Genomic DNA, 20,490 nt, shown 5'->3' on the forward strand with positions numbered 1-20,490 from the left:
GCTCTCCTTTAAATCTTGAAGTGTTCCATCACGGCACCAGCGTAGGAGCCCGTGTTGTCGGCCGCCTTCACCAGGACGTAATCGATCTTGTTGTCCTCCAGCGCGTCGAAGAGGGCGTCCGCGATGTCCCGGTCCTTGCCGCCGCGATTCCACATCTCCGTGAGGATGGTGTGGACGTATTCCTTGGTCCCCTGCTTGACCATCATGTTCGCGGCCGTACCGGAACCCTTGCGCCAGCCGAGCTCCCCGGAAGGCGCCTTCGCCTCGACTATGAGGTACTTCCCGTTGTCGTCCAGTTTGTAGAGCTGGTCGAACATGTTGGCACCGTTGGGCGTCTTGGGAAGGTCGATCCAGTCGGCGGTCGGGAATTCCTTGGGAACCACGTGCAGTTCGGCCGCGAGTTCGCCGAGTTTCTCCGACAGTTTGCTGTTGTTCGGCGTTCCGAGGAGATCCTTGTCATAAGCGAGCTGCGCCGCGGCAAGGTCCTTCTGGGCCTTGGGGCTCGGGGCCTCGTCGAATGCCTTCTGGGCATTGGTGAGGTCGACACCGAGTTTGCGGTGCTTCGCCGCCTCGTCGAGGTTCGGCAGGTGCCGGGGGTCGACCGAGTCCAGGTTCAGCGCCGTCTTGCCGAACTTGAACTCGGACGGGCCGTGCGGCAGGGCGTGCCGGGGCACCCAGCTGCCGTTCGGCATCTCCACGAGCTGGGGGAGTTCGACGCCGTCCACGAGCGTCTCGACGCTCTTGCGGTGGCCGAGCGTGTTGTAGTACTTCTCGCGCCAGGCCGGGTCCTCGTTCGCCCTGCGGACGTGCTCGTCCATGAGGCGCTTGCGCTCCGCGGCGTCGATCTGCCGCGGCTCGTGGCCGCTCGGGTGCCCGTCCGGGTGCGCGGCATCGCCGCCCGAGCCGTCGTGCCCGCCGCCGGAGCCGTGGCCGCCGGAGCCGGAGCCGTGCCCGCCGGTGGTGGAGTCGTGGCCGCCGGAGGAGGGCCCGTGCCCGCCGTGGCCCGGGGTGCTGCCGTGTCCGGCGTCCGCCGCGTGTCCCGCCGTGTCGCCCGTCGAGGGACCGCCCCCGCGGCTCCCGCCCGTCGCACCCCGGTCGAGGTCGTTGGCCGCGCCGTGGCCCAGGTCGCGGGCGGTGCCGCCGGGGGTGTGGGTGCCCGGGGTGGCCGGGTGGTCGCCGACGTGTCCGGCCCGGTCGCCCGCGCCGACCAGCACCGGCTGCTTGACCCCGGCCGGTACGGATTCGGCGGCGTGCGGCAGGGAGCTCTTGAGCTTGGCGATGTCGTCGGCGGAGAGCTCGACGTGGGCCGGGGCCAGAGTGCCGTCGGGTTTGTAGACCTTGCCGTCGTCGAGGTTGAGGCGGCTGCCGCCGGGCCATTCGACGTAGTTGCCCTTGATGACGGGGGTGTCGTCGGCGAAGGAGATGTTGTCGAGGTGGCCGAGGCCGGGGAGGGCGGTTTTGGATGCGCCGAAGGTGATGTTCTTGAGGTTGCCGAAGAGGTCGCCGACTTTGATGATGCCGAATTTCCCGGCCTTGGCGACGTAGGTCATGGGGTCGACGACCTTGGCGACCTTGCCGGTGACGGAGAGGACCTTGGCGACGGCGCCGGTTTTGGCGGCGGTGCCGCTGCCGCCGGTGAAGACGGTGGTCAGGACGTTGAAGGTGACCGATCCGGCCGCGCGGGCGGGGTTCTTGCCCCATTCGTCCCAGGCGACGAGGGCTTTGCCGGTCTCCTTCATCGCGGTACGCGAGTCACGGAGCCAGGAGGGCATGTTCTTGTCGGGGACGGTCCAGAACACCCCGGCCAGCGGGGTGGAGGTGATGACGAGGCCGGTGGCGAGTTTCGCGAGCCCGGTCCAGGCCTGACCGGCCTTGTCCCAGCCGTCGACACCGACGAGGGTGCCGAGGCCTTTGACCGTGCCCCAGATCCCGTCGACGATGAACCCGTCCCACACGAAGCTCTTCACCTGGTGCCAGGCCCAGGCGAGGCCGGTGTACTCGCGTTCGGCGTGGCCGCCCCAGGGGGTTTCCTCGGCGTGTTTGAGGGCGTCCTCGGAGTACCCGTACATGCCGTCTTTGTGGCTGCCGTCATCGACGGTCAGTTTGCTTCCGCCGACCAGCGCGGTGATCTTGTCGTGGCAGGTGCGCTCGGCGGCGGTGAACGCGGCGATCGCGGCGGCGACATCGTTCATCAGCCGCTCGTTGTGGTCGACCTTCTTCTGGTCGCGCCGCCAGTGGTCATCGCCCTCGATGCTGTCGGTGAAGGTGAACGCCTCCGCCCGCAGGCTCTTCAGCTTCTCCACCAGCGGCCGCACGTCACTCTCGTACGCGGTCAGCGCGGCGGCCGCCTTCTCCAGCCCGTCGGCGAAATCGTCCGCCTTCGTCTTCACGGCCAGCGTCGTGGCGAACAACTGGTCCGCCTCCGGGGCGTGATAGCACGCCGACAGGCCCTGGAACTCTTGGTGGACATCGGACCCACCGGTACGGAACTCACCGGCCTGCTTCGTCAGCGCGGCCGCGTCCTTGCCCAGCTGCTCCAGGTTCCCGGTGAACATCGGGATCCCGCCGGGCTCGATCACATCCTTGCTCACTGGCCCGCCCCCGACGCGTCAGCATTCTTGTCGGCGGGGGGAGCGGGCACGGGCTTGCCGTCGGGCCCGATCTCCTGGCCCTTGTCATTGATGACGGGCTCCTTGACGGCCTGCGCCTGCTTGTTCGCGGCCATCTGGAGATCACCGTGAATGTAGGCGGTGGTGGCATCGAAGGCGCCCTGCATCGAACGCCCCGTCCGCACCGCGATGTAACCGAGCTCCTGCGCCTTGTGCTCCATGAACTCACCCAGCGCCGCACCGACCGGCCCGATCGGAGGAGCCGTACCGCAGTACGGCCCCGAAATCGTCCCCGCCGAGGAAGCCGCCGACTTCAGACTGGTCTGCATACCCGTCCCGGCCGTCGACATCGCCTCAGCCGCATGCGCCGTCTTTTGCAGCACACCCGACACACCCGCCGGCGAAACATCCCAGCTACCCACCACACACCCCCGTCACGCACACCACAACTGCCCTACAACTGCGCCCAGTTCAGCCGATCGCGTCGACGGCGGCCTTCGCCTTGGACAGCGTCGAATGCGCCGTGCCGTCATTGAGCTCCAGCGTCCCGCGCACCAGCCGGATGATGTCGCGGACCTCGTTCGCGGCCTTGTTCCAGCGCAGTTCCTTGCCGTGGTACTCGTCCGAAACACCGTCGGCGGTGAACTCGGCCATCGCGGCCTTCACCGCGCGGTCACGGTCGTTGAGAACGCGCTCAAGATGCCCGATGATCCCCGCGAGACCACCCTGGACCTCGGTCGAAGCCCCCGTGTCGTAACTACGCCGGTCCTGGTTCTGACCCATGATCCCTGCCCCCTGTAGTTAGTGACGCGCGCCGAAACGAGCCGCGTCGAAGTTCGCCGACGACATGTTCTGATGCGCGTTGGACTCCTGCTCGTGATCACCAGACCCGAACGCGGAGTCCATCCCGGACTGCCCGCCCAGAATGTCCTGCAACGACCCGTTCAGGTCATTGGTGATCTCATCCGCGTGCGCCTTGAACGTGTCGAACGCGGACTTACCCGCGCCGTTGAACTTCCCCTCCAGCGGATCCGCCGCAGCGATCAACTGCCGGATCAACGCGCCGAGATCAGTACTCGACCCATCGGTGCTCTTCCCCAGATCGGACAGAGTCGTGGACCCCATGTCGAACTTCACGCACACACCCCCGTAACAGACACGGCCAATACGAATCGCCAGGCTTGAAGCGCGTGGCGAGATCATGTCTATCGAACGTGTGTTGCGGACGCAATCTGCTTCTGTCCCAGTTTGGTAGCAGGCCCCTTAGCTGGGGTGCCCAGCCCTGAAGGGGCGCGGGGAACTGCGCGACCAGCCGGAGACGCCCCGCACCCGACGATCAACCCGCGCCCGGGGCGAATCCCCGAGGGGTGCAGGGTGCCCAGCCCCAAAAGGGGCGCGGGGAACTGCGCGACCAGCCAGAGACGCCCCGCACCCGACGATCAACCCCGGCCCGGGGGGGCGACCCCCGAGGGCAGGGAGGGCTCTGCGTCAACCCCCTCCGCGCACCCCCCAATTGACCCGAGCAAAAAAATTCCACCCCGCCGCGCAGCGCATTGCACGGATCCCACCCCCGCCGCCCCCTATAGGTGACCAACCATCAAGGAGGTGGCCGTGAGCCCCGGTCTGGTGGACTACGACGACTTCTTCCGCGCAGAGTTCCCAAAGACCGTCCGCTACCTCATGCGGACCGGTGCCTCTTTCGAAGAGGCCGAGGACTCCGCGCAGGAAGCCATGAAGGCACTGCTGCACAAGTGGCCGGGCTGCGAGCACCCCGTCGGATGGGTCCGCACCACCGCTTGGCGTGCGTACATCAGGAAGGCCGAACGCGACCGCAAGCGCGTCGCACTGGAGTCCCTGAACGCCCGCCTCGCACCCGCGCCGCACCACCAATCCACCCATCCGGACGAGTACGCCCAGGTGCTGAAGATCCTGCGCGAACTCCCGCCCCGGCAGCGCGAAGTACTCGCCCTCGCCCTGGACGGCTACGGCACGGACGAGATCGCCGAGCTCCTGGACCTGAAGTCCGGGACCGTGCGAAGCAACCTGCGCCATGCCCGCGCCGCCCTGCGCAGCGCCCTGGAGACCCACCTGGAACTCCCGCCCCACCCCGAGACCAAACCCCAAGCCACACCCGCCATCAACCCCACCATCCACCCCACAACCAACCCCGTTCCCGAAACCCACTCCCAAGAAGGAGGTCCGCATGCCCAGCAGGGATGAGAAGGGTCTCGTGACGAGCCGGCCCCACCCGCAGGCCCCCACACCGGGGGAGGCGGCCCTTCAGCTGCGCCGGCTGCACCCGGCCTTCGAACGCTTCCTGCGCGGCGTCGACGCCGAGGTCGACGCCAGGATCACCGACGACGAGCTGGAACACCGCCTAGGCCGCATCAAGGAGGCGGCCCACGGCACCCACCAGATGCCGCCTCCGCCACCCAGCCCCCACGAGTTGGCCTCCCGAGAGGAATGGGCGGCGTACGGCTACCACGTCGTACGGCTCTGGCTGACCGCCATAGCGACAGCAACTCGCGCTCACACAACGGGAGTTCGCCGGGACGACATCGATCCGCTCGCCGTGGAGACCGTCGCCCGCGCCGTCAACAGTTTCCGGGACCGGGCCCTGCGCCCGGACCGCATGCCGGAGCCTGCGGCCGCCGGGGCCGAGCCGAGGGCGGAGTTCCTGACGGAGTGCGTACGCCACCTGCCGTACGCCCAGCGCAGCCGCCGGCTCATGGGGGAGCACATTCCGTACGACGAGTTCGAGGACACGGACGAGGTGGAGATCGTGCAGGCGCTGTACGGCTGCGTGGCGCCCGGCCGTACGGACACCCTGCGCCGGGTGGCTCGCGAGGAGGACTGGCCGGGCCAGACCGAGGAGGTCATCACGCTCACCCCGATCGCCATCCGGGCCGCCGCTCAGAACTACCCCGAGGCCGTCGATCCGACGGCCATGACCTGACAGAGTCCGCACCACCACCGCCCCGCGCAAGGTGACACATGAACGCGAACGACGATGCCAAGGTGCGGCAGATACTCCGCCGCAGTCACGAACTCGACTACGGACACTTCGCGATCGGAATCGAGATCCAGCCCTACAAGCTGGTCGCGGTCCTGTCCGAGATCGACGGAAGAGTGGTGGCACGTTCGCGCCGGGACCTGACCGACATGGACCCGGACGAGGTCGTCAAGCACGCGGCGGAACTGGCGGCGCAGGTCGCCTCGGACCGGCTGGGCTGCGGGTTCCCGAGGAGCAGGCTCTGTCTCGGCGTGCAGGTCGGCGGTCCCGTCGATCCGGACACCGGGATGGTCCTGCACCTCCTGAACGCCCCCGACGACCGGGGCAAGGACCGTCCGCCCCCCTATGAATGGGTGGACTTCCCGCTCGGCCCCGAGCTTGCGGCCGCGTTCGGCTGCAAGACCGCGGTGGAGAACGACGCGCACGCCTTCGCCGCGTACGAGCAGCGGCTCGGGGTGGGCGCCGATTGCCCGACGTTCGCCGTCATCCTGATCCGTGACGGCGTGGGCGCGGGAGTGGTCGTACGCCGTGAACGGCTCGCGGTGCCAATCGAGTTCGGGCACTACCAGGTGTGGCCGCGCGGGAGGGCCTGCGACTGCGGGATGCGCGGCTGCATCGAGAGCCAGCTCGGCAACCGTGCGATTCCGGCGGTCGTCAAGGAGCGCACCGGGCGGGAGCTGGACGGTCTGGAGGCCGCCATAGCGCTCGCCGACGGCGGCACCGCCCAGGCCTCCGAGGCGACCGCCGCCTTCCGCAAGGCCGGGGTCTCACTGGCCCGGGGCATCGCCACCCTGCTCACCACTTTCGGGCCGAGCCAGATCGTCATCTACGCCGCCGAGGACCTCATCACCGGCGGTCCGGGCCGCCGCGCGGCCAACGCCTTCCTGCGCGCGCTGCGGAACTTCCCCGACCACACCTTTCAGATCAGTCGCAACTGTCACATCGTCACCAAGCCGCTGGATGTCGTACGAGGTGCGCAGGGCGCTGCCCTGATCGCGCTGGAGAACTGCCTGGGCATCCAGCTCCAACCTCGCTGATCCCGCTAGGAGCACACCGCATGGGCTCTTCTGCCACCCCTCACGAGCGCGCCGCGCGCTCCATCGGTCTCGATGTCGGAGGAACGAAGATCGCTGCCGGAGTAGTGGACGCCAAGGGGCACGTCCTGGAACGCGTACCGCAGGTGCCGTGCCCGGCGGACGACCAGGAGGCCGTGCTGCGGGCCGCCTCCCGGCTCATCGACGGGCTGCGCGACCGCCACCCGGGCGTGGTCGCCCTCGGTGTCGGGGCGGCCGGTCTGGTCAGCTGGCCCGAGGGCCGCATCCGCACCGCCCCCAACAACGCCTACCACGACCTGCCCTTCCGCCACCTGCTTGAAGATTCCACCGGCCTGCCAACGGTGGTCGACAACGACGCCAACGCGGCGTGCTGGGCGGAGTACCGCATGGGCAACAGTGCCTCGTACATGGCGTTCGTGACCGTCGGTACGGGGGTCGGCGGCGGGCTCGTCCTGGACGACCGGCTCTTTCGCGGACGCACCGGCATCGGCACCGAGCTCGGCCACATGATCGTCGATCCACACGGCCGGCAGCGCTGCGGCTGCGGCATCGTCGGCTGTCTCGAACCCCTCGCGTCGGGCCCCGCGCTCGGCCGGTACGGCAGGTCGGCCGCCGCCACCGAGCCGCAGGGCCTGCTCGCCACCCTCGCGGGTGGCGCGTCCCGGGTGACCGGCGAAACCGTCTCGACGGCCGCCAGCTCCGGAGACCCCACTGCCCGAGCCCAGTTGGCGCACCTGGGCCACTGGCTCGGCATCGGCATCGCGACGCTGGTCAACCTCTTCGACGTCGAGCTGGTGGTGGTCGGCGGCGGCGTCGCGGACGCCGGTGACGCCCTTCTGGCCCCGACCCGGCGCAGCTTCGAGCACTACGTCACCGCCCGGGGCCACCGCCAACTCCCGTCCATCAGGCCCAGTTTGCTCGGGCCGGGCGCGGGCTGGATCGGCGCGGCGCTGCTGGCGCTCGACGCCTACGAGGAAAACGCGCTGTGCGGCAGCAGCGCCGCCCTCACCTGACCGACGCCGACTCCCACCCGAGGAACGCCGTCCACGCGCGGGGATCGACAGCGAGGGAGGGCCCATCGGCCACCTTCGAGTCCCGCACGTGGACGGCTTGGGGGCAGGCGGCCACCTCTACGCACTGGCCGCCGCTGTCGCTGCTGTAGGAGGACTTCTGCCAGGGGAGGGCCACCTCTATGCACTCCCCGCCGCTTGCGTTGCTGTACGAGGACTTGCGCCAGGCGAGAGCCACTTCCACACAGTCACCGCCTCCGCTGTCGCTGTAGCTGGACTTGAACCACTGGAGCATGCTGCTCATCTCTGCTCTCCCGCCAACTCCTCGATGAGGCCCAGTGAAGTGCGAGGATCCAGGGCTTGTGCCTGGATCTTCGCATAGCGCTGGGCGAGCGTACTCACCTTTGGAGGGTCGGTGATCAGCAGGCTTTCGCCTTGCACCTCCAGGAAGGCGAGACGATCGTGCTCCAGGGTCTCCACTAGGTTCATCGTGCCTCGATCACCTGAATGTTCACCACTCAACCCGCAGTCCATCGGCAGTACTTGGAGCGTCACGTTACGCCTACGCGCACATTCTGCGAGGTGCAGCATCTGTCCACGCATGACCTCCGGCCCGCCGATCACCCTCCTCAGTACCGACTCCTCCAGCACAATCTCGATCAGTGCGATCGGGTTCCGGTCGAAGAGCACTTTGCGTGCCATCCGCGCCTCCACCAGTTCCTCGACGCGCTGCTCAGGAAAGGGCGGGTAGCCGCCGCCGATCAGCGCCCGTGCGTACTCCTCGGTCTGGAATAGGCCATGGATGACGAAGGTCACGTACGGCCGCATCACCAACGCCTGCTGCTCCAGCAGGGCGTAGTCCTGGAACTGCACCGGGAACTTCTCCAGGCGTACTGGCACCCGGGCATCCTCGAAGATGCCCATGCCGTCGCCGAGGACCCGCTCCAGCTGAACCAGCATGTCGTCCGATGCGGGCTGGGCCAGGGTCTCCATGGCGCTCACAGCGGCACCGGAGAATCCCAGCTGCTTCCCCAATTGCTCCTGCGTCCACCCCTTCCGTACGCGCAATTTGCGGGCCAGATTGGCCACCATCTGGGCCGTCGGGCCCGCCGTCACTTTGTTTTCCGCTCGTGCCATTGCGATCACGCTCCGACTCAACCGGTCTCAACCGGTCTCAACTCAGCCCCGCCGAATTCGACTCCTCATCAAGGGAGTTGGGGCTGGTCAACGGCTCCCCGACGGTCCCTCTGAGGCCATGGAAAACGCTAGCGGGACGGACCCAAACTGTCCCCGTGGATACGCAAATCGGCGACGTAAACCTGGACTGGATTCCGCGCTCCGGGTTCCAACTCAGAAAAGCGGGCGTGCAATTCGACGCCGTACGCATCGACGGTGACGGCGGGCTGCGCACGGCCGAGGCGCTGGAGCGGTTGACCGGGGGCGATCCGGGGCCGATCGTCGTGGAGGCGAACGGGCAGCGGGCGGTGTACTTCCTCGTCGCGCCGGGCAGCACCTCGCACCGGGTCTGGCCCGTCGGGGTCACACCGTTCAACTCGGCGTCGAACAGCGTGAGTTATGTGCCGGTCCCGGGGCTGACCGGGCACACCTGGCCGCTGTTGTGGCGGTCCGTACCGTCCGGGCCGGACCGGTTCGTGCACACCCTGCTGCTGCGGTCGGTGGTGACCCTGCTCGGTCAGTGGCCCTTCGTGTAGTCGAGGAACTCGCCAGTGCCCACGGTCTGGCGGTGCAGTCGGCCGTCCGGCAGCAGTGTGACGGTGCTGGGCTTTCCGGGGTTGCACGCGCCGGTCGAGCCGGGGCCGACCTCGGAGGGGCCGAGCTGGAGCGGGGCGCCGGCCGACGCGGGTGCCTCGGTCAGGCGTGCCCGGAAGACGCAGTGGTAGCCGCTGCCGTCGGCGGTGAGCGTGAGCACCGTGTCGCCGACTCCGCCCGGCCGGATGACGAGGCTGCGGGTGTTGCCGCCCGCGATGGTGGCCGACCAGGAGCCGACGTACGGCTGCGGTACTCCGCCGGGCGTGGCGGGGGACATGTCGTCCGGGCTGCCCGAACTCCTTGAGTGGGATGGGGAGTTGGTGGCTGGGGGACTGACTCCCCGGTCACCCGTGGTGCCGGTGGCGCCGCTGCTCATGTACGCGTACACCGAGCCGCCCGCGACGGCGGCGACCACGATCGCCACCGCGATCAGCGCCGCCGTGGACTTCGCGCTGCGCTGCGGCGGGGCCTCCGGGGCGTACGGGTCGTACCCCCGGGGCGGATGGGCGGGCGGCGTGGTCGGCCGGGTGAGCGGCGGCGTGGACGGCTGGGTGGGGACGGGCGCGGGGGCCGGTTCCGGGCGCTCCGGGACGGATGCCGGGGGTATCTCCATGTCGAGCAACTGCACGGCGTGGCTGCCCAGTTCGGCCACCAGCGGCGCGGGCAGCCACGGGTCGTCGGCGTCGTCCGGGACGCGTCGCAGGATGCGCTCCGGGCTCGGGCGGGCCGCCGGGTCCTTGTGGAGGCAGTCCCCGATCAGCTCCTGGAGCCCTTCGGGTACGCCGTCGAGGTCGGGCGGTTCCTGCGCGATGCGGAACATCAGCGCGTGCACCCCGTTCGTCGGCTCCCCGAAAGGCATGCTGCCGCTCGCCGCGTACGCCAGGACCGAGCCGAGGCAGAAGATGTCGCAGGCCGGGGTGATCGGGTCGCCGCGCACCTGCTCCGGTGCCATGAACCCGGGCGAGCCGACGAGCGAGCCGGCGTGCGTCAGACCGCCGTCGGTGACGGTCTCCAGGGCGCGGGCGATGCCGAAGTCGATGACGCGGGGGCCGTCGATGGTGAGGAGGACGTTGGACGGCTTGAGGTCGCGGTGCACGATCCCGGCGCCGTGGATGTCCTTGAGCGCGTGCGCGAGGCCGCGTGCCAGGGCCCGTACGGAACGTTCGGGCAGCGGGCCGTGCGGGCCCGTCACGACGGACTGGAGGGAGGGACCCGCGACGTAACCGGTCGCCACCCACGGCACGGGTGCCTCGGTGTCGGCGTCGAGCACGGGCGCGGTCCATCGGTCGGCCACCCGCCGCGCGGCCAGTACTTCCTGGCGGAAGCGGCCGCGGAAGTGGTCCTGGTTGGCGAGTTCGGGCCGCACCAGCTTGACGGCGACCGTACGCCCGCGGTCCGAGCGTGCCAGATACACCTGGCCCATGCCGCCGGCGCCGAGCCGGGCGAGCAGCCGGTAGCTTCCGATCCGCTCCGGATCCCCCGGCCCCAACGTCCCCGATATGCCCACGTCGGCCGTACCTTCCCCGATCCCTGCCGCCCCCGCACGCCGAGAATAGTGCGGGTTTCCTGACGGGGGGTGTGTGTCGGTGCGTGCGGGCCGTATGTGGCTGGTCGCGCAGTTCCCCGCGCCCCCTTGGGTATCCGGGCCTTGGGGTTCCCGCGCCCCTTAGGTGTCCGGGGCTTAGGTGCCGGGGGGATGGGCCGACACCTTGCCGAGCCCTGCGGGTCAACGTGGACAGGGTGGCCATGGCTGGTGCCGCCTGGGGCTCCTTACCCTGGGGGCATGACCCCTCAAGGCACCCCTGATCCGCAGGCGGGCGCGGCTGTGAAGGCCGCCGACCGTGCGCACGTGTTCCACTCCTGGTCCGCCCAGGGACTGATCGACCCGCTCGCCGTGGCCGGCGCGGAGGGGTCCTATTTCTGGGACTACGACGGCAACCGCTATCTCGACTTCACCAGCGGCCTCGTCTTCACCAACATCGGCTACCAGCACCCCAAGGTCGTCGCCGCGATCCAGGAGCAGGCCGCGAAGATGACGACCTTCGCGCCCGCGTTCGCCGTCGAGGCCCGCTCGGAGGCGGCCCGGCTGATCGCCGAGCGCACCCCCGGCGACCTCGACAAGATCTTCTTCACCAACGGCGGCGCGGAAGCCGTCGAGAACGCCACCCGCATGGCCCGCCTGCACACCGGTCGCCACAAGGTGATGAGCGCCTACCGCTCGTACCACGGCGGTACGAACACCGCGATCAACCTCACCGGTGACCCGCGCCGCTGGGCCTCCGACAGCGGCTCGGCGGGGGTCGTGCGGTTCTGGGCGCCGTTCCTGTACCGCTCGCCCTTCCACGCCACCACCGAGGCGGAGGAGAGCGCGCGTGCGCTGAAGCACCTTGAGGACACCATCGCCTTCGAGGGCCCTGCCACCATCGCCGCGATCATCCTGGAGTCCGTGCCCGGCACCGCGGGCATCATGACGCCGCCGCCCGGCTACCTCCCCGGCGTGCGCGAGATCTGCGACCGGTACGGGATCGTCCTCATCCTGGACGAGGTCATGGCCGGGTTCGGCCGTACCGGCAAGTGGTTCGCGTGCGAGCACTTCGACGTGGTGCCCGACCTGATGACCTTCGCGAAGGGCGTGAACTCCGGGTACGTGCCGCTCGGCGGTGTCGCGATCAGCCAGAAGATCGCCGAGACCTTCGAGCACCGCCCCTTCCCCGGCGGCCTCACCTACTCCGGGCACCCGCTGGCCTGTGCCGCGGCCGTCGCCACCATCAACGTGATGGAGGAGGAGGGCATCGTCGAGCAGGCCGCCCGCATCGGCGCGACCGTCCTGGAGCCGGGCCTGCGCGAGATCGCCGAGCGGCACCCCTCGGTCGGCGAGGTGCGCGGCAGCGGCGTGTTCTGGGCCCTGGAGCTCGTACGCAGCAAGGAGACGCGCGAGCCGCTCGTCCCGTACAACGCGAGCGGCGCGGACAACGCGCCGATGGCCGCGTTCGGCGCCGCGTGCAAGAAGAACGGCCTGTGGCCGTTCATCAACATGAACCGCACCCACGTCGTGCCGCCGTGCAACATCACCGAGGCGGAGGCCAAGGAAGGCCTCGCGGTCCTGGACGAGGCGCTCACCGTCGCGGACGAGCACACCGTCTGACCACCTCCGCCGGGGGGAAATGGGCGCTCTCCTTTGTCCGGTTTCCGGGCACCCCATAGGGTGGCCCGGAGCCCGAGGAGGGGAGCGAGCCATGCCCGCGAGCGGAGCGGTCACCCGCAGCACTCTTCGGCAACAGATCGCGGACGCGCTGCGTGACGAAGTACTCGCAGGGCGTATGCAGCCCGGGGTGGAATTCACGGTCAAGCAGATAGCGGAGCAGTACGGCGTCTCCGCGACGCCCGTGCGGGAGGCGCTGGTCGACCTCTGCGCGCAGGGCCTGCTCGACTCCGACCAGCACCGCGGCTTCCGCGTGCGGGTGTTCTCGGTCGGGGACTACAAGGGGATGGTCGAGGCGCGGGCGCTGGTGGTCGACGGGATCTTCCGCCGCGCCGCGGTCCCCGGCTCGCTCGAACCGTACGGGCCGGCCCTCGTGTCCGTACGCCGCCGCGGCGAGGAGGCCGCGCGGGCCGCCCGCGGCCGTGACCTGAACATCCTGGTCGGCTACGACCTGCGGTTCTGGCGGGAGCTGTGCGCGCTGGCCGGGAACACGTACATCTCCGACTTCCTGCACCGCCTTCGCATGCAGAGCTGGGTGTTCGCCGTGCCCTACCTGCGCGACCACGCCGAGCTCAGCGACTGGCTGTGGACCGGCCACGACGAGGTGGTCGACGCGCTCGGCCGGGGCGACTTCGAGCTGGCCCGCGCCCTGATCAACGCCTACAACGACGATTCCCTCGCATGGGCGGAGCGGCTTCCCCGGTGAACATAGATGTGGCCGGACAGGTCGAACTGAGCGTCGTCGTCCCCGCCTACAACGAGGAACAGCGCCTGGCGCCCACCCTCGAAGCCATACGCACCCACCTCGGCGACAGCTGTAGCTGGGAACTCATAGTCGTCGACGACGGATCGGCCGACGAGACCGTCCGGGTCGCCCGCGAGGCAGCCGCCCGCGACCCGCGCATCAACGTCGTCGTCAGCGAGACCAACCGCGGCAAGGGGCACGCCCTGCGGCTCGGGGTGCTCGCCTCCTACGGGCGCCGCGTCCTGCTCACGGACGCCGATCTGGCCACCCCCATCGAGGAGTTGGACCAGCTCGCCAAGGCGATGACCGAGGGCGAGACGGCCGCCGCGATCGGCTCGCGCGCCCACCCCGACGCGAACATCGAAGTCCACCAGAGCCGGCTGCGCGAACTCCTCGGCCGGATGGGCAACCGGCTCATCAGGGCCGTCGCCGTGCCCGGCATCCGCGACACCCAGTGCGGGTTCAAGCTGTTCGACGGCGAGAAGGCGCGCGCGGCGTTCGCGGACGCCCGTCTCGACGGCTGGGGCATAGACGTCGAGATCCTCCAGTTCTTCCGCCGCAAGAGCTGGGAGATCGCCGAGGTGCCGGTGCGCTGGTCGCATCAGGAGGGCTCGAAGGTCGGCGCGGCGGACTACGGCAAGGTGTTGTGGGAGCTGGCCCGCCTCAAGGCGCGGGCCGTCCGGCGCGTGGACCTCGTCCTCGGCACGCTGTTCCTGCTCTCCTCCGTCCTGCTCTACAAGAACCTGTGGGCCGACCTCCGGCACGGCTACCTCGCCGACTCCCTTCAGGACCAGAACCAGTGGGAGTGGTTCTTCGCGGTCACCGCGGACAACGTGGCCCATCTGCGCGACCCGCTGTTCACCACCGTCCAGAACTTCCCCGACGGCGTGAACCTCATGGGCAACACCCCGATGCTGGGCCTGTCCGTCCCGTTCACGCCCGTCACGCTGGCCTTCGGGCCGACGGTGACGTGGGCGCTGGTCCTCACGCTGGGCATCGCGGCGACGGCGTACTCCTGGTACTGGCTGTTCGCCCGCCGGGTCACCGAGAACCGGTGGGCGGCGGGCCTGGGCGGCGCGCTCGCGGCCTTCGCGCCGCCGATGATCTCGCACGGCAACGCGCACCCGAACTTCTGCGTCCTGTTCATGATCCCGCTGATCATCGACCGCGCGCTGCGCGTGTGCGAGGGCGCGAACGTCCGCCGCGACGGGCTGGTCCTGGGCCTGTTCACGACGTACCAGATCTTCCTCGGCGAGGAAGTGCTGCTGCTCGCCTCGCTCGGCATGGCGCTGTTCGCGCTGTCGTACGCGCTGGCCCGTCGCGATGCGGCGCGTGCCGCTCTGCGTCCGCTGGCGAAGGGTCTCGGGTACGCGCTCGGGATCTGCCTGGTCCTGATCGCCTACCCGCTGTACTGGCAGTTCGCCGGCGCGCAGAGCTATCACAGCGTGCTGCACGGCGACAGCGCGGGCAACTCACCGCTCGCGCTGGTCGAGTTCGCGAGCCGTTCGCTGCTGGGCGACGACGCGACGGCCGACAAACTGGCCCTGAACCGCACGGAGCAGAACGCGTTCTACGGCTGGCCGCTGGTGGCGCTCGCCTTCGCCCTGGTCGTACGCCTGTGGCGCGAGCCGCTGGTGAAGGCGCTGGCGTTCACGGGCGCGGCGGCCGCGATCCTCTCCCTCGGCCAGAAGATCCGCATCCCGTACACGGACGTGGTCTTCCCCGGGCCCTGGAAGCTGCTCGCCCACCGCCCGCTCTTCGAGTCGGTGATCGAGGGCCGGGTGGCGATGATCTGCGCGCCGGCCCTTGGCGCACTGGTCGCGCTCGGCGCGGGGCGGCTCGCGCGCAGCGGGGTGCGGGCGAACAAGGCGGTCGGCTTCGCGGCGATCGCGCTCGCGCTGATCCCGATCGTCCCGACGTCGTTCCCGACGAACGGGCGCCCGGAGGTGCCGCATTTCATCTCCTCCGGGATGTGGAAGAAGTACGTGAAGCCCGGGAAGTCGCTGGTCCCGGTGCCGCTGCCGGATCCCGGCTCGGCGGAGGCGCTGCACTGGCAGTCGTCGACGGGCCTCGGCTTCTCCGTGCCCGGCGGCTACTTCAACGGCCCCTGGGGCCCGGACCGCGTCGGCATCTACGGAGCCTCCCCGCGCTGGACGTCGAACCTGTTCGGCGACATCCGCTCGGGCAAACCGGTCCCGGACATCGGCACGGACTGGCAGAACCAGGCGCGGCAGGACCTGGACTACTGGCGGGCGGGGGTCGTGGTCCTGCCCCCGCAGCCGAGGGCGCCCGAACTGTACGAGGCGGTGAGCCGACTGCTCGGACGGCCGGGCGAGAAGGTGGACGACGTCTGGATCTGGCAGATGTGACCTCCGTGTCGGCCGGCTGCGGCTTCCCCGGTCCTCCCCCGCGGGCGCCCAGCGCCGAGTAACGGGCGAGCGGCTGGGTAAACCCCCGGGGCTGGAACAGCAGGGGAATCGGTCACCCCGTACCGGCAGTTGACCGGCGCTCTTCGCGCAGAGTACCCAGCGCATTACGCTGTCCCGACCATCGCACGAACGAGTTGAGAGCGAGCCCGCTTTGGCCTGTGACCTGTGGCTGGTCCCCCTCGTCGACGTCCTGTGCCACAGCCCCGACAACCCGTTCGCCGAGGAGATCGCCTCGTACGACAAGGCGCTCGGCGACGCCGGTCTGCCGCCGGTGCCGGTCTTCGCGTACATGCCGGGTCTCTCCGGCGACGTCGCGCCCGTCGCGGGGTTCGACTACGACGCCCTGCACTTCCTGCGCCGGGCCTACCTGCTCCTGCTGTGCGGGCTCGCGGTGACCCCCGTCGATGAACTCGGCGGCGACTACGAGCAGTTGCTGGAGATGTTCGAGGCGACCGCGCAGCAGTCGCACCTGGTGTGGCACTACGACCACGCGGGGGCCTACGTCCCGGTCGACTTCCAGGCACCGCTGTCCAACGAGGAGCTCCTCGCGGGCGGCGGCCCGCTCGGCTCGGCGCAGGGCCTGCTGCGGGAGCTGGCGTACGTGGCGCCCGCGATCGGGATAGATCCCGCCAATCCGCCGACCGCACCCGCGCCCCCGGACCGGCCCACCTCGCTCGAAGAACCGGCCGGACCCATCCCGTACGACGAGAGCCCGTTCGCGCGCGAGCGGCACGTGTGGCTGGGCCTGCACGCGGCGGCGACCCGGAGTCTGGCCCAGGGATCAATGATCATCTTCAGCTGAGGGACCCGAGGTACTCGCGGTACTTGAGGGTCTGACTCCTGAGGCCCCCGAGGGCGCTACCCCCGAGGCCCCTCCGGCGGCCGCTGGCGCGGCATGTTCGGCCGGGTCGCCGGCGGCAGGGGCAGGCGACCGGGCCCAGGGGCCCCGTCCGTCCGCGGAGCCGCCGCGTTCAGGCTCTGCATGACCAGCGGCGCCGGACCCGAGCGGAACTCCACCATCCAGTCCGCGGTCTCCGAGCGGACCAGTTCGGTCACGTCCTCGGTGAACCGGCGCAGCACCGACAGGCAGCGCTCGGCCGCCTCGCCCGCCGTGCCCTCGGTGGGCCCGAGCACCTCTCGTACGCTCTCCGACGCCCAGTCGAACTGCAACGCGCCGAGCCGCCGCTGCACGGCCTGCGCGGTGGCCACGTCCCTTATCCAGCCCGAGGTCAGGCCGAAGTAGCGGTCGCAGGCCATGCACGCCCCGCCGAGCAGCAGACACAGGTAGCCCCACCCCGCCGCGCCCTCCAGGGCGCCCGTCAGGTCCAGGAGCGGCAGCACCGCCCCCGCGACCGCCCCGCACGCCGTGCCGGCCCGCAGGCCACGCGCGCCGCGGCGCTTCCAGAGCCGGTCGGCGAGGTACCAGTCCGCGGTGCGCAGCGCCCCCGCCTCGACCCACCGGTACAGCTCGTCGAGGCGCTCGGCGGGCTCGCCCCAGTCGCCGCGCGGGAACGGCCTGCCGGTCAGGTCACCGGTCTCCTTGCCCCCGCCGGGCCGGGCCTCCCCCGGGGGGCCCTCGGGCTGCATCTCCGGCTGGCTCACCCGGCCGCTCCCTCCGCGCTGCTGCTGTGACCCTCTGTGACCTGCCATTCCTACCGCCGAATGGAGGGCCGGGCGGTCGATATCCAGGTATTTCCGCCCGGAAGTGCCCCTTGATCAGGTATAGGAACGCACATCGCGTCACTCGAAAGAGTCGCGGAGCAGCGGGCCGGTCGACCACGTAGGCTCGGAGTGCCGAAAGCGGCAGCGTTTGCCGAAGCCTTCCTGACGAAACCCGGAGTGAAACGTGATCCCTGGTGGTGGCCAGCCCAACATGCAGCAGCTTCTCCAGCAGGCCCAGAAGATGCAGCAGGACCTCGCCCGCGCCCAGGAGGAGCTCGCGGCGACCGAGGTCGACGGCCAGGCCGGCGGCGGTCTGGTCAAGGCGACCGTGACCGGCTCGGGCGAGCTGCGCGCCCTCGCCATCGACCCGAAGGCGGTCGACCCGGAGGACACCGAGACCCTCGCGGACCTCATCGTCGCGGCCGTGCAGGCCGCCAACGAGAACGCCCAGGAGCTCCAGCAGAAGAAGCTCGGCCCGCTGGCCCAGGGCATGGGCGGCATGCCGGGCCTGCCGTTCTGACCCGTACCCGGCACGTAATCAGAACCCGCGCCCGCCTTACTCAGGCGGACGTGAAGCAACTACCGTAAGCATCAGAGCACCAGCGCGACCCACGAGAGGCGTTCCGTTGTACGAAGGCGTGGTCCAGGACCTCATCGACGAACTGGGCAGGCTGCCCGGCGTCGGTCCCAAGAGCGCGCAGCGGATCGCCTTCCACATCCTCCAGGCGGAGCCGACCGACGTACGCCGTCTCGCCCATGCCCTCCTTGAGGTCAAGGACAAGGTCCGGTTCTGCGCGGTGTGCGGCAACGTGGCGCAGGAGGAGCGGTGCAACATCTGCCGCGACCCGCGCCGCGACGAGACGGTCATCTGTGTCGTGGAGGAGCCCAAGGACGTGGTGGCCATCGAGCGGACCCGCGAGTTCCGCGGGCGTTACCACGTGCTCGGCGGCGCCATCAGCCCGATCGAGGGCGTCGGCCCGGACGACCTGCGCATCCGCGAGCTGCTCGCGCGCCTGGCGGACGGCACGGTCACCGAGCTGATCCTGGCCACCGACCCCAACCTGGAGGGGGAGGCCACGGCGACGTACCTCGCCCGCATGATCAAGCCCATGGGCCTCAAGGTCACCCGTCTCGCCAGCGGACTGCCGGTGGGCGGCGACCTGGAGTACGCCGACGAGGTCACCCTGGGCCGGGCCTTCGAGGGAAGGCGGCTGCTCGATGTATGACGCCCACGAGGGGTACGAGGAAGGTCAACTCGATGTCTGACGCAACGCTGCACGCGACCAGCCAGGACCCGGACTCCTTCGTGGTCCAGATCGCCGACCAGGTCGAGTCCTTCATCGTCGCGGTCACGGAAGTGGCCAAGGGCGACGAGCCCGACAGCGCGGTGCCGTTCCTCCTCCTGGAGGTCTCCCAGCTGCTGCTCGCGGGCGGCCGGCTCGGCGCGCACGAGGACATCGTCCCCGACGAGCGTTACGAGCCGGACCTCGGCCCGGAAGCGGACGTGGACGAGCTGCGCGAGCGGTTCGCCCGGCTGCTGGAACCCATCGACGTGTACTCCGAGGTCTTCGACCCGTACGAGCCGCGCAAGGCGCCGGTGCCGTGCCGGATCTCCGACGACCTCGCCGATGTCGTCACCGACCTGCGCCACGGCCTGGCCCACTACCGCGCGGGCCGCACCACCGAGGCCCTGTGGTGGTGGCAGTTCTCGTACTTCTCCAACTGGGGCTCGACGGCCTCCGCGGCCCTGCGCGCCCTCCAGTCCCTGGTCGCCCACGTCCGCCTCAACCAGCCCCTGGAGGAGCTGGACGGCCTCGACACCGACCAGGATCTGGCGGAGGACGCCCTGGCGGAGGAGGCGGGCCGCGTCATGGCCGAGGAACTCGCGGGCCCGCTGGGTCTGCGCGAGGCGAAGTAGCCGGGGTTCACTTCAAGTGGCTTCCCACGCCGGGGAGTTGGGGCGTGCGGCCCGGGTGGACCAGTTCATCGGGACGGCCGGCATCTGGGTCGGGGTGAGACCGGTCGTCGCCTTGAAGACGTGGTTGTAGTGGGCCTGGTCGTGGAAGCCGCAGCGCTGCGCGACCAGGCACGGCGGCAGTCCGCTCTCGCGCAGCCGCAGCGCCGCCCTGAACCGCAGGATGCGGGCGATCGCACCGGGTGAGCGCCCCACCTGTTCGCGAAAGCGCCGCTCCAGCTGACGCACGCTGCAATGCGTGGCGGCGGCCAGGTCGCCTACCGTCACCCGGCCCCGGCGCAGCTCCAACTCCCGCCAGGCGCAGGCGACTTCGGGCGCGATGCGCGGGCGGAGGCCGGCGCCGTGCAGCCGTGCGAGGTACTCGTCCAGGAGCCGGCACTGCTGCGGCCAGTCGGCCGTCGCCTCCAGCCGCTCCGGGAGGTGGCGCAGGGCGGGCGGCAGCAGGTGCACCGGGTCCAGATGCGGCAGGTCCCACTCGTACATCGGGATGCCGAACAACCGGTAGGCGCCCATCGGCGACAGCCGCACCGCGACGCCCCGTACACCGCCGTCGTGGTGGCCCAACAGGGCGGTGGTGAACGGCAGATCGGCCCGCGAGCGGCAGCTCACCGTCCGCACCGGCTCGACGAGTCCCACGATCTGCACCGGTACGTCGAACCCGAAGACGACGGTGCACGCCGTGTCCGGGAAGACCAGCCGGCGCTGCGGGCTGTGCGGGGGGTAGTGGTAGCCGAAGTAGCCGTGGACGTGTGGCGCGAGGCCGGGCCCCGGCGGTCTGTAGCGGAGCGGCGGTGCACCCATGGCAACCCCTTCACGAAGCCCTTCTGTCGCCGGACGCCGAGATGGTGCTCGCGGCGCCCCCTCTCCCGCAACGAACTCCCGCGCCAATCAAGGCGTTTGATGGCTCAATCGCACCTCTCATGGCAAAGGACCCGTTACTTCCGGATGGTGTCGCGTCCGTACAAAGACGGGGAGTGTCCGGTCGGTCGATGGTGGTGACCGCCGCACCAGCCTCTGGGG

21 protein-coding genes are annotated in these 20,490 nt (G+C 70.0%); 12 read left to right on the forward strand and 9 right to left on the reverse strand.

Annotation, left to right across the window (positions count from 1 at the left end):
• Positions 1 to 8: 8 nt before the first annotated feature.
• From OG522_RS20300 to OG522_RS20315, 4 genes are read right to left on the reverse strand one after another with little or no spacing between them, the layout of a single operon-like run.
• Complete coding sequence (locus OG522_RS20300) at positions 9 to 2,591, reverse strand: hypothetical protein (RefSeq protein ID WP_329464404.1); 2,583 nt, start codon at positions 2,589 to 2,591, stop codon at positions 9 to 11.
• Positions 2,588 to 3,034 carry a DUF6507 family protein gene (locus OG522_RS20305; RefSeq protein ID WP_329464405.1) on the reverse strand — a complete coding sequence of 149 codons (447 nt, stop codon included), beginning with the start codon at positions 3,032 to 3,034 and terminating at the stop codon, positions 2,588 to 2,590. The genes OG522_RS20300 and OG522_RS20305 overlap by 4 nt, the downstream gene beginning before the upstream one ends.
• Positions 3,035 to 3,080: 46 nt before the next feature.
• Positions 3,081 to 3,392 carry a pore-forming ESAT-6 family protein gene (locus tag OG522_RS20310; protein WP_329460909.1) on the reverse strand — a complete coding sequence of 104 codons (312 nt, stop codon included), beginning with the start codon at positions 3,390 to 3,392 and terminating at the stop codon, positions 3,081 to 3,083.
• 18 nt (positions 3,393 to 3,410) lie between these two features.
• A complete protein-coding gene (locus OG522_RS20315; RefSeq protein WP_329464406.1) occupies positions 3,411 to 3,746 on the reverse strand; it encodes a hypothetical protein in 336 nt (111 codons plus the stop codon).
• 474 nt (positions 3,747 to 4,220) lie between these two features.
• Between OG522_RS20315 and OG522_RS20320 the strand changes: the two genes are divergently transcribed.
• The 4 genes from OG522_RS20320 to OG522_RS20335 are packed head-to-tail and all read left to right on the forward strand — an operon-like array spanning position 4,221 to position 7,690.
• On the forward strand, positions 4,221 to 4,829 hold the full coding sequence (locus OG522_RS20320) for an RNA polymerase sigma factor (protein ID WP_329464407.1): 609 nt from the start codon (positions 4,221 to 4,223) through the stop codon (positions 4,827 to 4,829).
• Entirely contained in the window at positions 4,813 to 5,565 is a 753-nt protein-coding gene (locus OG522_RS20325) for a hypothetical protein (protein ID WP_329464408.1), read from the forward strand. The genes OG522_RS20320 and OG522_RS20325 overlap by 17 nt, the downstream gene beginning before the upstream one ends.
• 38 nt (positions 5,566 to 5,603) lie before the next feature.
• Positions 5,604 to 6,659, forward strand: coding sequence for an ROK family protein (locus OG522_RS20330; protein ID WP_329464409.1), 1,056 nt, complete (start codon positions 5,604 to 5,606; stop codon positions 6,657 to 6,659).
• A gap of 20 nt (positions 6,660 to 6,679) precedes the next feature.
• On the forward strand, positions 6,680 to 7,690 hold the full coding sequence (locus tag OG522_RS20335) for an ROK family protein (RefSeq protein WP_329464410.1): 1,011 nt from the start codon (positions 6,680 to 6,682) through the stop codon (positions 7,688 to 7,690).
• Here the strand turns inward: OG522_RS20335 and OG522_RS20340 are convergent.
• The gene (locus OG522_RS20340; protein WP_329464411.1) at positions 7,683 to 7,991 is read right to left on the reverse strand and encodes a DUF397 domain-containing protein; all 309 of its coding nucleotides are present in this window, start codon (positions 7,989 to 7,991) and stop codon (positions 7,683 to 7,685) included. The two genes, OG522_RS20335 and OG522_RS20340, sit on opposite strands and share 8 nt — an antisense overlap.
• A complete protein-coding gene (locus OG522_RS20345; protein ID WP_329467654.1) occupies positions 7,988 to 8,824 on the reverse strand; it encodes a helix-turn-helix domain-containing protein in 837 nt (278 codons plus the stop codon). Before OG522_RS20345 ends, OG522_RS20340 begins: the two co-directional genes overlap by 4 nt.
• Positions 8,825 to 8,979: 155 nt before the next feature.
• On the opposite strand from OG522_RS20345, the gene OG522_RS20350 reads away from it, so the two are divergent.
• Positions 8,980 to 9,399 carry a hypothetical protein gene (locus OG522_RS20350; RefSeq protein WP_329464413.1) on the forward strand — a complete coding sequence of 140 codons (420 nt, stop codon included), beginning with the start codon at positions 8,980 to 8,982 and terminating at the stop codon, positions 9,397 to 9,399.
• Here OG522_RS20350 and OG522_RS20355 read toward each other — a convergent pair.
• Positions 9,381 to 10,964, reverse strand: coding sequence for a serine/threonine-protein kinase (locus OG522_RS20355; RefSeq protein ID WP_329464414.1), 1,584 nt, complete (start codon positions 10,962 to 10,964; stop codon positions 9,381 to 9,383). The two genes, OG522_RS20350 and OG522_RS20355, sit on opposite strands and share 19 nt — an antisense overlap.
• 276 nt (positions 10,965 to 11,240) lie before the next feature.
• Here OG522_RS20355 and OG522_RS20360 point away from each other — a divergent pair, with 276 nt between their 5' ends.
• The 4 genes from OG522_RS20360 to OG522_RS20375 all read left to right on the forward strand — a co-directional run bounded on the left by OG522_RS20360 (position 11,241) and on the right by OG522_RS20375 (position 16,635).
• The gene (locus OG522_RS20360) at positions 11,241 to 12,602 is read left to right on the forward strand and encodes an aspartate aminotransferase family protein (RefSeq protein ID WP_329464415.1); all 1,362 of its coding nucleotides are present in this window, start codon (positions 11,241 to 11,243) and stop codon (positions 12,600 to 12,602) included.
• Between the two features lie 91 nt (positions 12,603 to 12,693).
• The gene (locus OG522_RS20365; protein ID WP_329464416.1) at positions 12,694 to 13,365 is read left to right on the forward strand and encodes a GntR family transcriptional regulator; all 672 of its coding nucleotides are present in this window, start codon (positions 12,694 to 12,696) and stop codon (positions 13,363 to 13,365) included.
• Positions 13,341 to 15,773 (forward strand): dolichyl-phosphate beta-glucosyltransferase, encoded by a 2,433-nt coding sequence (locus OG522_RS20370; protein WP_443074719.1) that lies wholly within the window; start codon positions 13,341 to 13,343, stop codon positions 15,771 to 15,773. Before OG522_RS20365 ends, OG522_RS20370 begins: the two co-directional genes overlap by 25 nt.
• A 211-nt stretch (positions 15,774 to 15,984) precedes the next feature.
• Entirely contained in the window at positions 15,985 to 16,635 is a 651-nt protein-coding gene (locus OG522_RS20375; protein WP_329464419.1) for a hypothetical protein, read from the forward strand.
• Between the two features lie 56 nt (positions 16,636 to 16,691).
• Here the strand turns inward: OG522_RS20375 and OG522_RS20380 are convergent, their stop codons facing one another.
• Positions 16,692 to 17,435, reverse strand: a complete 744-nt coding sequence (locus OG522_RS20380) for an SLATT domain-containing protein (protein ID WP_329464420.1) — start codon at positions 17,433 to 17,435, stop codon at positions 16,692 to 16,694.
• Between the two features lie 244 nt (positions 17,436 to 17,679).
• Between OG522_RS20380 and OG522_RS20385 the strand changes: the two genes are divergently transcribed.
• From OG522_RS20385 to OG522_RS20395, 3 genes are all read left to right on the forward strand, one after another.
• Positions 17,680 to 18,015 carry a YbaB/EbfC family nucleoid-associated protein gene (locus OG522_RS20385; protein ID WP_329464421.1) on the forward strand — a complete coding sequence of 112 codons (336 nt, stop codon included), beginning with the start codon at positions 17,680 to 17,682 and terminating at the stop codon, positions 18,013 to 18,015.
• A gap of 106 nt (positions 18,016 to 18,121) precedes the next feature.
• Positions 18,122 to 18,721: a recombination mediator RecR gene (gene recR, locus OG522_RS20390; RefSeq protein WP_329464422.1), complete on the forward strand. Its 600-nt coding sequence runs from the start codon at positions 18,122 to 18,124 to the stop codon at positions 18,719 to 18,721.
• A 32-nt stretch (positions 18,722 to 18,753) separates the two neighbouring features.
• Complete coding sequence (locus OG522_RS20395; protein WP_329464423.1) at positions 18,754 to 19,413, forward strand: DUF5063 domain-containing protein; 660 nt, start codon at positions 18,754 to 18,756, stop codon at positions 19,411 to 19,413.
• A gap of 12 nt (positions 19,414 to 19,425) precedes the next feature.
• Here the strand turns inward: OG522_RS20395 and OG522_RS20400 are convergent, their stop codons facing one another.
• Entirely contained in the window at positions 19,426 to 20,271 is an 846-nt protein-coding gene (locus OG522_RS20400; protein WP_329464424.1) for a helix-turn-helix transcriptional regulator, read from the reverse strand.
• Between the last annotated feature and the right edge of the window lie 219 nt (positions 20,272 to 20,490).

This window comes from Streptomyces sp. NBC_01431, assembly GCF_036231355.1.
Taxonomy (GTDB): Bacteria; Actinomycetota; Actinomycetes; order Streptomycetales; family Streptomycetaceae; genus Streptomyces.

What these genes read in the sequence shown, in the direction of transcription:
- OG522_RS20310 (WP_329460909.1), bottom strand. Translation starts at nt 3,392, where the DNA reads ATGGGTCAGAACCAGGACCGGCGTAGTTACGACACGGGGGCTTCGACC.
- OG522_RS20325 (WP_329464408.1), top strand. Translation starts at nt 4,813, where the DNA reads ATGCCCAGCAGGGATGAGAAGGGTCTCGTGACGAGCCGGCCCCACCCG.
- OG522_RS20330 (WP_329464409.1), top strand. Translation starts at nt 5,604, where the DNA reads ATGAACGCGAACGACGATGCCAAGGTGCGGCAGATACTCCGCCGCAGT.
- OG522_RS20335 (WP_329464410.1), top strand. Translation starts at nt 6,680, where the DNA reads ATGGGCTCTTCTGCCACCCCTCACGAGCGCGCCGCGCGCTCCATCGGT.
- OG522_RS20340 (WP_329464411.1), bottom strand. Translation starts at nt 7,991, where the DNA reads ATGAGCAGCATGCTCCAGTGGTTCAAGTCCAGCTACAGCGACAGCGGA.
- OG522_RS20345 (WP_329467654.1), bottom strand. Translation starts at nt 8,824, where the DNA reads ATGGCACGAGCGGAAAACAAAGTGACGGCGGGCCCGACGGCCCAGATG.
- OG522_RS20360 (WP_329464415.1), top strand. Translation starts at nt 11,241, where the DNA reads ATGACCCCTCAAGGCACCCCTGATCCGCAGGCGGGCGCGGCTGTGAAG.
- OG522_RS20365 (WP_329464416.1), top strand. Translation starts at nt 12,694, where the DNA reads ATGCCCGCGAGCGGAGCGGTCACCCGCAGCACTCTTCGGCAACAGATC.
- OG522_RS20370 (WP_443074719.1), top strand. Translation starts at nt 13,341, where the DNA reads ATGGGCGGAGCGGCTTCCCCGGTGAACATAGATGTGGCCGGACAGGTC.
- OG522_RS20395 (WP_329464423.1), top strand. Translation starts at nt 18,754, where the DNA reads ATGTCTGACGCAACGCTGCACGCGACCAGCCAGGACCCGGACTCCTTC.
- OG522_RS20400 (WP_329464424.1), bottom strand. Translation starts at nt 20,271, where the DNA reads ATGGGTGCACCGCCGCTCCGCTACAGACCGCCGGGGCCCGGCCTCGCG.